Below are 12066 nucleotides of genomic sequence, written 5' to 3'. Positions count from 1 at the left end.
GTTAAATTCTGGTTTTATATTTTTGGTTTTCTTGAGAATATATTTTAATTCGATAAATAATGATTCCTTACTGAATTATTCAATAGGAATCTACTTTGGTTGAGTCATTGAGCGTCCACTGTATGATTTTAGGTGCGCTGATGACGGGCCCAGAATAGTTGCCGATAGCCGAGGACCAAAAGCTGACACAACGCCAGGGGCATCGATCCTCAGGATGCCGGTCAACCTCAACGAGCACCTGTAATCACGAGAAGTGAGCAGGTTCCAGCGACAGTTTTTCAGAACGGGCTGGCATGACGGGCTCTGATCCACTCTTCGCCAATAGGATGTACAAAATGCAGTTCACTGGCATGTAGCATCAGCCGCGGAGCCTGTTCGGTTCCTGGCAGCAGGCGGCCGCCATACAGGTCGCAGCCCAAAATAGGGTGGCCAAGTTGCTGACAGTGAATGCGGAGCTGATGCGTGCGCCCGGTTTCCGGGGTGAGCTGTACCCGCGTTAATGGCAATAACGTCCCGTCTTCCAGCGTATGTTCAACGCGTTCAACGACCTGATAATGGGAACGGGCGGGCTTACCGCGGATTGGGCAAATCGACATTAGCGGAAACAGTGCCGGGTCTTTGGCAATGGCTGCGTCTATCACCCCGTGGTTATCGTCAAGATGTCCGCAAAGCAGTGCGCTATACACTTTGGTTACGGCGCGCTGGCTGAACTGTTGGCACAGGGCGGCATTGATCGTTTTATTGAGGGCGATCACCATCAGCCCGGATGTACCGAAATCTAATCGATGGACGAGGGTGCAACCGGGGAAGATCTGTACCAGCCGGTGATGCACCGAATCCAGATTTTGCGGGTTTTTCCCCGACAGGCTAAGCAACCCGGCAGGCTTATTGATAAGCGCCAGGTGCTCGTCCTGATAGAGAATCTCTATCTTGTCGTGGCAGGGTGGGGCAATAAAGGTATCGATAATTGTAGACATCAGGCTGCCCGGATGGAGTGTGGGGGCGGATAATAACCAATTTTAAGCCGGCTGACGAATGGTGGCCGCTTTTCGCCATCAATCGAAAATGACGCAAAGCAAAACGCCCGCTTAAGTTTCCTTAAGCGGGCTTCTCTAATTTGGCTCCTCTGACGGGGATCGCCTTTGCCAGTAATTGGCCAATAAATAAGCTAAACCTGAATTCTCTTTCTGTTAGACGACCAGAATGACCACCAATCGAAGCTGGTTATATAAAACTGATTTGAGCTGTCTCGTGCATGTGGTGATCGTAACTATGATCATATCTAGAAGGGCAGTCTGCTCTGTGTCAGGAGCGGTCGTTGTTAACGAAAAGAGATTCTGGAGGCTGCGGCCAGTATAGATGCAGCCTTCATGGAACATGAGGGTTGTAACTATGAGATGTACGAATTATTTTCCGACAGTGTCAGACATTACTCCGAAGGAGCTGAAACTTAACTGGTGGATGGGTACCGTTATGGTTATCATAATTAGTAGAGCATATATCAATGAAGTACAATAGACATTCTATTAGAATGATTTCATTGGGAAGGTGATAAAAATGATCAAAACATGGAGTGATTTAGAAAGTTACACTCAGTACGTTTACTCGACCTTACTTAATCCACGAGATAATGGAGTAGAAGTCAGTCGTAACGTTATACTCAAAGGATTAAAAGGTGAATATCAAATCGATGTATTTTACCAGTTTGAAAATGCAGGTGTCATACATCGTGTAGCGATAGAGTGTAAATATCATAATCGCCCTCTTGATCGTGATACCATTATGCCATTTTGCAATAAAATTACTGATATTGGGAACATTATCGGGGTTATAGTCAGTAAGTCTGGTTACCAGAGTGGCGCAAAAGAATACGCAGAAAAGCACGGCATTACTTTACTAACAGTTGAAGATTTACCAAAGTTTAACATATTGGTTGCTGATTATTTTATAAATTCAGCTTTGCCTACAAAAGATTGGATTGGTGAGCCTTTTTGGATTTTGATGGAAAGAGAGGAAGATAATGTTTCAGGCTCATACTATAAGTTCGCACAAAAGCATAACGGAAGGGATATAATACCCTTGTTCTTTTCAAAGCGTGAAGCAATCGACTTTTTGAATGAATCCGAACAGGCAACGGATTTTGCAATACGTGGTGTTCCGCAACATTATTTGAAACGTTTTATTGGAATGACAGAACGCTTAAATCCTTTATTTTCCTTGATGCTTCCTGCTTTGACGGAAGAGCAAGCTAAGGGTTTTTTAATTGAATTAACTGAATTAAAGAAAAGATATCTATTATCAGAAATATTACCTGAGGAATATCAAGAGTTTTACGTTGAAAGGAAGTCACGATACGAGAATGAACTTACTCTTTTTAAAATATTAAAAACAATGAAAGGTAAAATTGGAAAAGAATTGGCGGAAAAAATTTTGAAAAGAAAACAATAGGTAATAAAAATAATGAAGCGTGATCTTAGAGAAATCTAACGTCAGCTCCTCGCGCGTAAAAACCATAATGTGGCTCGGGCACTTCAGTAATAAAAATCTATTCACTTTGTTAATTAATTGAAAGCTAACCAATCACTGGTGGTAGATAGTTTTACTGATTTTCTGGGGCGTGTGAATATCAATGAAGTAAATTGAGAACAACTTAAAGAAAATCTATGCTTGCCTGTAGCAACCTTGCTAAAGTCATAGACTGATTTTCAGTGGGAGACTCTTGAGGACTGAGATGGGACGCAGATCGGGATTTGAAGGTTTTATTCGCGCGACAGCTAGAGCGGTAGCAGCAGCAGAGCGTGAGCGGAAGAGGTCAGAAAGAAATCATTTTGTTGAGGTACGGCGTTTAGAACGTGAGGCTATAAGAGAAAATGCACATATATTACGCGTACATAAAGCGGCTGAAAAAGCAGCTAAAGTCGCGTATTTAGAAGGGCGAGTGGATGAGGTGTCCGACCTGAATGCTGATTTGGAAGAGGTTATCATTGCCCTTTCAACTTTACTTGAACATACACTCGAGTTTGATGATTCGATAGATTTCTCAGCTTTAAAAAAAACGTCTCAGTTCGAAGATTTCAAAACGCCTAGGCACTTATTACCTGAGGCAGAGCCTGAGCTGAAAATTGTGAATGTTCCTCCTGCATGGAAAATGATTTTCCCGTGGGTGCAAAAAAATTATCAACGAGAATTGCAAAGTTCCGAAGAGGTTTTCGCTAGAAGAAAAGAAGAATATCTGCGAAAGGCTTCTAACCAGAAGACCGAGTTGGATTCGTTGGTCGAAGAATATCAAAAGCATAGAACTGCCTATTTCGAAGAAATTGAAAGGCAGCATGAGGAAGTTAATCAGTTTGAACTAGACTATCTGGCATGTGTCCCTGAAAGTGTACAGGCTTATTGTGAAATGGTTCTGACACGCTCTGAATATCCAGAGGTTGGTTTTCCTCAATCATTTAGACTTGCATACTTACCTGAGAATAAAGAATTAGTAGTTGAATACAGTTTGCCAGAGATATCTATTGTCCCAAGTCAGCTTGAGTATAAGTACGTTAAGACAAGAGATACCATCGAGGCAAAGGCTAGAAAAGCTAACGAAATAAAAGAACTTTATCAAAATATAATTGCAGCAATTACACTTCGAACTTTGCATGAGCTGTTCGAAGCAGATAAGGCCTCAGCCTTAAACACCGTTCTTTTTAACGGTGTTATCGAGACCGTTGATCCGACCAGCGGCCATGACATCGTCGTTACGTTGGTTTCCGCTCGAGCGCACAAAGATGATTTTATACAAATCAAACTTGAACGAGTTGAAAAAATTGCATGTCTCCGGAGTCTGGGGGCTAAAGTTTCAGGACGACCTGATGAGCTCCAAGCAGTCAAGCCCATTCTTGAGTTTGATATGGTTGATAAACGCTTCATTGATCAAGGTGACGCACTTTCAGGCCTTGAAACTCGTCCAAACCTTATGGAGCTTTCTCCATCTGAGTTCGAAGTATTGGTCTCAAACCTATTTACGCAAATGGGATTAGATACGAAACTTACCAGGGGCACAAAAGACGGTGGTGTTGATGCGGTTGCATTTGATACACGCCCAATTCTGGGAGGTAAAGTTGTTATTCAAGCCAAAAGATATAAAGACACGGTCGGTGTCAGCTCCGTCAGAGACCTGTACGGTACAATGATGAATGAGGGTGCCAACAAAGGGATTTTGGTCTGTACCAGTCAGTATGGCAAAGACGCTTATCGGTTTTGTGAGGATAAACCAATAGAACTCATTGATGGCGGAGGTCTTCTTTATCTCTTAAAGGAGCACGCTGGCGTATTTGCCCGTATTAATCCAAATTTTTAAGTAATTTTAAGGATGTCATGAAGGTAGCACATTCGTTAAGTTCATTACTTTATCTGAGCCGTTGCAAATCCATTAGTATGAAGAACTGTTAGTGTAGTAATTCCTAATGGTCCTTAGCCATAAGCGGACTGGCAAGTCCGCTTTCTCTTGGCAGACGTAGCGACCCCTTCAGTCCGACCGTTATGTGCCAGAAGCAGACGTTATGCCGGTTCTGAAACAACGCTTTTTATGGTGACGTCCTCATCCCGTTGATGAAGACGTCACTAACATTGCGGCCTGTCAATCTGCAGAGGTTGATGTTGGAATTCGGGCAATGACCTTAATTTCAAAATCGAATCCCGCAAGCCAGGTCACTCCAACGGCTGTCCAGTTTGGGTAAGGGGGCTGCGGGAAAATTGACTGTTTCACCTGCATAATTGTCGGAAATTGATTTTCCGGGTCGGTATGAAAGGTGGTGACATCAAGCAGGTCGTCAAACGTACAACCCGCTGCTGCAAGAGTCGCTGCCAGGTTATCAAACGCAAGTCGTACCTGCGCGGCAAAATCCGGCTCCGGCGTACCGTCGGCGCGGCTGCCAACCTGGCCGGAAACGAACAACATATCGCCAGAGCGGATCGCGGCAGAATACCCGTGTTCTTCATAGAGGGCATGGCGGTTAGCAGGAAAAATAGGCTCACGCTGGATCATGGAATTTCCTTTCTTAAGTCAATGTGTGATGCGGGATGCGGGATGCGGGATGCGCGGTATGCAAAATTGATTTAATATACGCGGCGTATGTTGAATTAATCACACATACGCCGCGTATGTCAAATGACATCCGTTCTGTATGTCTAAAAGGAGATCGTATGGCCACCAAACGCCGCGCCGAAACAATGGAAGAGAACCGAGCCAAATTGATTACGGCAGCGCGGAAGTCCTTTGCCGAAAATGGTTTTGCTGCCGTATCGATGGATGAACTAACCGCCAGCGTTGGCCTGACACGGGGGGCGCTATACCACAACTTTGGTGATAAAAAGGGGGTGCTTGCCGCTGTTGTTGCTCAAGTAGACGGCGAAATGGCACAGCGAGCCAAAGCCGCTGCCGCGAATGCCGGTGACGACTGGGAAAGGCTGCTGGCTGAAGGGATTGCCTATATTAAGATGGCGCTGGACACAGAAGTAAGGCGTATCGTTCTGCTTGATGGCCCGGCTTTCCTTGGGGATCCCGCGCAATGGCCGAGCCAGAATAGTTGCCTCGAGTCTACCCGACAGATCGTCATAAATTTGATCGAACGCGGCGTGCTTAAATCGGTTGACGCGGATGCTGCTGCACATCTGTTAAACAGTGCCGCGCTGAATTCCGCACTTTGGATTGCTGCGAGCGACGATCCGCAGCGGGCGCTGCCAAAAATTATAGAGGTGTTTACTCAACTGGCAAGCGGCTTACGGAATAGCTCCAATAAACTATGATGAGACGTTTATAGGGGGGAGTGAACTAAAATATTTCAGTACGCATGGGGAGTTTAAAGCCACGACTTCTTCATCTCATCAGACAAAATACTAAACAACGAAGGCGTCAGGAAACAGATCTCTTCTATCGCTCATCAGAATGGCGTTCATTAAGAAACCTGCATGCTGCGCTTGTTGTGGTCGCTCACCTAGAGCGCATGGAATTGTATTATCTGTTGATCATATTTTTCCTCATTCAAAGTTTCCGCATTTTGCATTAGACAAATCAAAGTTGCAGGTACTGTGTGATGACTGCAACTTGGCGATATCGAATGCCACTTTTGATGATTGGCGAGAATGAACGCTATCCTGAATCAGGATAGCGTTGCATCGGCCCGTTGAACGCATAGCTTAAAGCGTTCCTTAAGCTCAGTGAGCCTGTGTACCTCGTGCCAAGGGCGGACGCTATGCTAATCAATGGCGAGGTAGTCAGGCTGGATAGGACGTTTAGCCAGTTTCTTTTGAAGTATTATGACCATTACGGGAAATCCAAATGCGGCTAATGCACTTACAACCAGCAGTATGTTTAGATTTTGCGTTGTTATTCCAAGGCCAGGGAGTAATAAGGAAGACAGAAAGAATGCGAGAGTTGTTACCAGGTGCATAATTGCTGTCTGTAGTGAAGAAAAACTGGCTCGTTGTTCATCTTTAGGATAGTGGATAATAACCGACGAAGCGGACACAAGTCGGCTATATGAGGTTCCAAGAAATAAGGTTATAAATAAAAATGTATTATGATAGCCGATCGCAGGAATCAGTAGGCTTGCTACGAATAACAGCGTTGAAATTGTTGCCAGCATCAGGGCAGATAAACGTGATGTCAGGATGCCTGTTATTTTTGTAGACAGATAACCTACAACCCCTCCACTTAAAAATAATAAGGGTAAAAGGTTTTGTTGTGTTCCCATATACTGCGTCATTAACGGAGTCAAAATGGGAATAATGAGCATTGGACTAAATTGAACCAGTGCAGTACAAGAGGCGAAAAGTAAGGTTTGCATGTCAATAGACAGATTGACCTTTACGCGTGATGGGGCCGTATCCTTTGGAAGGAAAAATACTATCAACGGTAAAGACACCAGACAAAGGGAACTGATTAACCACAGCGCAGTATGCCAACCATAGTGTGTGCACAAAAATAATATAGCGGGCATTCCGACGATACTGACCATCGAAAATGATGCAATCACCGTTGCCAGTATTTTTCCACGTAAGTTTGCTGGGGCATAATTTATCAAAATACTCATACCCACGCCCATTGTCGTACCACCAACCAATCCTGCGCAAAATCGTAGTGCCAGAAGAGTGTGAAAATGAGTAGTGAGTGTTGACAAAAAGGTGAGTGCTCCGAGCAGTAACATATTCTTGATTAAGAATTGTTTTTTATTAAACAGGTCGATCCAATAAAACGCAGCAACTCCAGAGAGAACAGCACCCAGTGTGTACATACCCGAGACATAGCCAGAAAATGATACAGGAACCGCGAATCCGTCTGCCATAAAAGCAAAAACAGGCATTAACGCCATATATTCCAATGCATTAGTGAACTGGACAAAAGCGATTACAATAGCTATCCGCATGAGGGATTTATGATTAAACGTCGGTGTGACCAGTGGCATAGCAGGCAACCTATGGATGAAAGATATCCGAGTTTAACCGCTATCAATGGTGTGCATTAGATGGTAAAAATGGCACTTATTATTATCATATATGGGATAGTTGATGCGTCCGGCTCTTGATTTTAATACCCTGAAAGTGTTCATTGCAGTGGTTGAAAACGAAAGCTTTGTTGGGGCATCGAAAGTCCTTGAAATGCCGACATCAAATGTTAGTCGTTGTATTTCTCAGTTAGAAGACAGGCTGAATCTTCAGCTCATCGAGCGCAGTACCCGACATATGAAGCTCACCCAGGCGGGGCAGCTACTCTATACCCGAGTGAAGCCATTACTGGAGGCGCTTGAGCAAACTGAGACAGAATTAACGTTGCGGCAAATGCAGCTCAAGGGCCCATTACGTATCTGTATTCCCAATGAAATAGGCCCTGCATTGCTGGGTTCTGTTGTTGCCGATTTCGCCTGTCAGCACCCGGATCTGGAGATAAGCTGTGTCACAAATTTGTCAGGTTTCGAATCCTTGCGGGACGATCTGGATTTAGCTGTCATTATTACCCGTGGTCAGATGGATGACAGTGACTACATCGCCCGCCATCTGGTGACTATCCCATGTACTATTGTTGCAGCCCCCTCCGTTATTCAGCGTTATGGCACCCCTTCGCATATCCAACAATTTGAAAAACTACCCTGTATTACAACGGTAAGCGCACTGAAAGGTGCTCCCTGGCAGTTTGTCAATACAAAGGGGAGATTCGAGACGGTCAAGGTTAAAGGGCATTACCGGGTAAACAGCGGAGAGATGGCAGGGCGAGCTGCGGTAGCAGGCGTCGGTTTTGCAATTCTGTCGAAACAAGCCTGCCAACCCTACATTAACGATGGACGGTTAATCGAGGTTGAATTTGAACAATCGCCAGCCCCATTGCAATTGTTTGCACTTTATTCAGATCGGCGTTACCTACCCGCTAAAACAAGAGCACTCATTGATTTCATGCATCAGAAATTGAGCAATATATCCTTCGCAACCTAAAGCAGCGTTGAATCATCGCAGAGAGTCCAGTTGGCACAATGAATCTCTACAGCGTCCGCTTCTCGCTGTGAGTTAAACGGGTCGATGCAACGCAATCCTAAATCAAGGTGAAATTAACCCGTCAGATAACGGGTCACCAACAAAATCAATTCACATTTTATATCTGATGACATTAATTGACCGCGCCGCGATGCATCGTGTACGACACCTTCAATTGCTGAAGCCAGCACATGGCTGGCGACCTGTGCCCGCGCCGAACCTAACTGACGGGCAGTAAAAGCGGCATAATATTCAGCATAGCGACGTTCAAACTCCTGATGTGCATCACGTCCGGAGAGCGGCACTTCATCAAGCAAAACGCGATGCAAACGCGGATTAATTAAATGCGCAGCGATGATGCCATCAATCATTCGCTCAACCTCCACTGTTAATGAGTCAGCCTGCGTCGACCCGTTAGCATTGACGGTTTCAAAAACCCGCAATATCGACTCGAGATGTTGCTGGCGTATCGCTTCTGCCAGAGCCAACTTATTGGGAAAATACTGGTAAAGCGAACCAATACTGACCCCGGCGATGCGCGCCACTTCATTGGTATTAAATTTTGCCCATCCTTTTTCAGCCAATATGCGAGTAGCAACATCCAGGATGATGCCGACCAAAAATCGTGAGCGGCTTTGCTGCGGCTTTTTACGCATGTCTCGCTTTGCATCTGGAACACGAGTATTCACGTGGGGGCTCTCCGATTGATAATGCGAGCATTAACTCACATATCAAAAAGGAAATAAAATGGTCCTTACAGCGCAGTACAACAGAAAAATTAATTTGCTTAAACGCTCTTCTGGCATGCCAGGACCCGCTAATTTTGAGATTGTTGAGCATCCTGATATGGCGTGCAGCGACAATGAGGTATTGGTTCGCAATTGTTGGTTTCGGGTCTCAATTTCTACCCGCCTGATGATGAGTGAAGAGGCCGGAAGTGTAAAAGGCATTCCGTTTCCTCCCATCAACGTTGGCGATACGCTGGCAGATGCGGCCATAGGCCAGATTGTGTCTGCGCCTGCGGCTAGCGGTTTGCAACCGGGTGAATTCGTACTTCATCCGTTTGGATGGCGAGAATATGCTGTTGTCGGCATAGAACTCTGTACGCGATTAGGCGACAAGCTGTTGAATCCAGCCGCCTATTTGGGACATGGCTGGACGGCGTATGCCGCTCTGACGCGTGCGACTCAGGTTAAACCTGACGATGTGGTTTTTGTTTCGAGCGGAGCGGGGGCGATTGGCTCCATGGCAGGACAAATTGCCCGTAAGCTTGGCGCCAAACGAATCATTGGCAGTACTGGAACGCCAGAAAAAGCGTCTTGGATGAAGCGGGAATTGGGTTATGACGAGGTCATCATTCGCGGTGACGGTAATATCAGCGAGCAACTGCACCGCTATGCCCCCGACGGCATTGACTTATTTATTGATATTGTGGGCGGTGAGCAATTGGAGGCCGCAGTTTCTCACTCTCGGGAAGGGGCGAGGCTTGTTCTGCTTGGGGCATTATCCGCCGAACTTGCAGATGCAAAGTCGACCAAATATGCCCCTGTGGAAATAGATGCTTTCGCTATTATCGTCAAGGGCGTTAGGATACGCGGATACAGCGCTGACGAAAATCCGGAAGTATTTGCCGAATGGCTTTCCTGTTTGTCACAACCTTTATGGGCAGACATCGCGTTTCCCATGACCCGGTTTAAAGGACTGGAATCAGCACCATTGGCACTGAAAGAAACGTGTTCCGGTAAGGCGCGTGGTCTGGTACTCGTTGAGCTTTAAACAATATTTAAGGCCAGATTGTATTGGCTTAAAAGCTGACGCGAGTTTAACCGAAATCTAGAGGTCACAAGAGAAAAGACGGCTATATTCGGTTCGCGCTGGTGTGCCAAGCGGCCCCAACGAACGAAGCGCGGGCAGTTATTCATACGAAGGAAGTAAGATGCTTTTGCCAGATTCAAGCTTTATAAAAACCCTTTATCAATCGTCATGTGAAGAATGAGTCGTCCGCTATTTGTTTCTCTGGATGGGCCCAAGGGAGCCGGTAAAACCACACTGTTGGAAGCCATCACGAAAGTACTAAGGGCAGAGAACAAGAAGGTGATCCGGCTTTGCGAGAAGAAAAGCGATCCCTACAGGGGGGAAACAATGGCCCTTGTTAACAAACTCGTCAGAAACCCCACCCTGGAGTTGGAACTGGAGGTTTGTGAGCGCTTTGCTGATAGCCGTGCTTGGATTTCCCAGCACGTGCTGACTAAACAGCCACCGGACAGCATTATCTTGATGGATCGCTGGTACCCGTCGGATGCCGCATTTCGCCGGATGGTTCCATTTGCAGAGATTTTACAGCTTAACATTGCACGAAACGTGCGAACGCCAGACCTGCATGTCGGGGTTGTTACAGCGCCTGATATTTCATGGGCGAGGGCTGCGGCCCGATCGCGTGGGCTAAGTAGTACTGTGATTCATAAGCTGGAAGAACATGTCGCTTGTACCAAAGCGTTCGAGCGAGAAATTGCAAATCACGGCTGGGTTCTATGCCGCAATGAAGGAACCATCGAAGACGCAACGATGCAGGTGATTTCTGAGATCTACAGAGTGCTTGCATGCCCCATAGGCATCGATTTTGCGGACAGAACCTCCGCTGCAGGCCGCCAGTAATTACGGTAACCTTATTGTGTCACTCTCTACCCAGTGTGAACCTCCGATGGGTGTTGCGTCTAGAGAATCGAAACCACTCAGTATTTTCAGTCTTTGACACGGAGAAAATATTGTCGGTGAGCCCAGCTTTTTGTGACAAAAAGGGTTAGCCGGCATTTTCTTTGGGGCAAGTTCAGGAGGTTGCGTTATGTTTTTGGGCAGCCAGTAGCAGGAACACCGACGTCATCAGCAGAGGTAAAGTCACCTTGGTCGATGTTGGGAGCACTAAAATCCCTTCGTTATTATTGTGTCAGGCAGTATCCATGCTGCCCGTATTGATCCTCTGCGGCAACATTGTTCAGGTTTGAAATAAAAACCTCACTCTGCCTGGATTGATTGAGTCTCCACGTTCGATCCGCTGAGACCAGGAATGAGTTTTTTTGTTCTAACTGCTGATCCTCGTCACCGTCCAACAAACCGAAAAAGCAAAACGCCCGCTTAAGTTTCCTTAAGCGGGCGTCTCTAATATGGCTCCTCTGACTGGACTCGAACCAGTGACATACGGATTAACAGTCCGCCGTTCTACCGACTGAACTACAGAGGAATCGTGTGAACGGGGCGAATAATAACGGGGTGGTGCGGCTTTGTCAAAGCACTAAACTGCGAAAAAAGTGCGTTTGCTGTCGTAATGAGCATGTTGCGTTGTTTTTCGGCACTCATCTTGTTTATTCGCGCGGTTTATCATCCAACATTGCTGTCGTCGTTATTGCACCGATCATTGCACGTTTAAGGTGCGAGAGGCGGTATATGCGTGAACGCGCGGTGAAAACGATAGCGATTTTTACCCTGAAATCCCCACTGGAAACCTCCTGAGGGTGCTGAAACCTCGCATTTTCCCTCCGATATGTAGGATGAATGAAC

General features: G+C 46.0%; 10 protein-coding genes and 1 tRNA gene. 6 read left to right on the top strand and 5 right to left on the bottom strand.

Annotation, left to right across the window (positions count from 1 at the left end):
• Positions 1-278: 278 nt before the first annotated feature.
• Positions 279-977, bottom strand: a complete 699-nt coding sequence (locus JOE25_RS13760; protein ID WP_209636006.1) for an RluA family pseudouridine synthase — start codon at positions 975-977, stop codon at positions 279-281.
• A 580-nt stretch (positions 978-1557) separates the two neighbouring features.
• Between JOE25_RS13760 and JOE25_RS13755 the strand changes: the two genes are divergently transcribed.
• The gene (locus tag JOE25_RS13755; RefSeq protein ID WP_209636003.1) at positions 1558-2448 is read left to right on the top strand and encodes a restriction endonuclease; all 891 of its coding nucleotides are present in this window, start codon (positions 1558-1560) and stop codon (positions 2446-2448) included.
• Between the two features lie 283 nt (positions 2449-2731).
• Entirely contained in the window at positions 2732-4345 is a 1614-nt protein-coding gene (locus tag JOE25_RS13750; protein WP_209636000.1) for a restriction endonuclease, read from the top strand.
• A 279-nt stretch (positions 4346-4624) separates the two neighbouring features.
• On the opposite strand, the gene JOE25_RS13745 is transcribed toward JOE25_RS13750, so the two are convergent.
• A complete protein-coding gene (locus JOE25_RS13745) occupies positions 4625-5032 on the bottom strand; it encodes a RidA family protein (protein ID WP_209635998.1) in 408 nt (135 codons plus the stop codon).
• A 158-nt stretch (positions 5033-5190) separates the two neighbouring features.
• Between JOE25_RS13745 and JOE25_RS13740 the strand changes: the two genes are divergently transcribed.
• Positions 5191-5793 carry a TetR/AcrR family transcriptional regulator gene (locus JOE25_RS13740; RefSeq protein WP_209635996.1) on the top strand — a complete coding sequence of 201 codons (603 nt, stop codon included), beginning with the start codon at positions 5191-5193 and terminating at the stop codon, positions 5791-5793.
• Positions 5794-6242: 449 nt separating this feature from the next.
• Here the strand turns inward: JOE25_RS13740 and JOE25_RS13730 are convergent, their stop codons facing one another.
• Positions 6243-7451 carry an MFS transporter gene (locus tag JOE25_RS13730; protein ID WP_209635992.1) on the bottom strand — a complete coding sequence of 403 codons (1209 nt, stop codon included), beginning with the start codon at positions 7449-7451 and terminating at the stop codon, positions 6243-6245.
• Positions 7452-7554: 103 nt separating this feature from the next.
• On the opposite strand from JOE25_RS13730, the gene JOE25_RS13725 reads away from it, so the two are divergent.
• Entirely contained in the window at positions 7555-8472 is a 918-nt protein-coding gene (locus JOE25_RS13725; protein ID WP_209635990.1) for a LysR family transcriptional regulator, read from the top strand.
• Between the two features lie 113 nt (positions 8473-8585).
• Here JOE25_RS13725 and JOE25_RS13720 read toward each other — a convergent pair whose 3' ends face one another.
• A complete protein-coding gene (locus tag JOE25_RS13720) occupies positions 8586-9167 on the bottom strand; it encodes a TetR/AcrR family transcriptional regulator (protein ID WP_209636143.1) in 582 nt (193 codons plus the stop codon).
• Positions 9168-9258: 91 nt separating this feature from the next.
• On the opposite strand from JOE25_RS13720, the gene JOE25_RS13715 reads away from it, so the two are divergent.
• Together JOE25_RS13715 and JOE25_RS13710 are read left to right on the top strand one after the other, a co-directional pair.
• Positions 9259-10287, top strand: a complete 1029-nt coding sequence (locus JOE25_RS13715) for an NADP-dependent oxidoreductase (protein ID WP_209635988.1) — start codon at positions 9259-9261, stop codon at positions 10285-10287.
• 216 nt (positions 10288-10503) lie between these two features.
• Positions 10504-11166, top strand: a complete 663-nt coding sequence (locus tag JOE25_RS13710) for a dTMP kinase (protein ID WP_209635987.1) — start codon at positions 10504-10506, stop codon at positions 11164-11166.
• Between the two features lie 507 nt (positions 11167-11673).
• On the opposite strand, the gene JOE25_RS13705 is transcribed toward JOE25_RS13710, so the two are convergent.
• Positions 11674-11749: transfer RNA gene (locus JOE25_RS13705), tRNA-Asn, on the bottom strand.
• Positions 11750-12066: the final 317 nt, after the last annotated feature.

It is taken from the genome of Serratia sp. PL17 (genome assembly GCF_017832355.1).
Lineage (GTDB): Bacteria > Pseudomonadota > Gammaproteobacteria > Enterobacterales > Enterobacteriaceae > Serratia.
The sequence above is the reverse complement of the archived record's forward strand: the minus strand, read 5'-3'. Positions and strand labels throughout refer to the sequence as shown.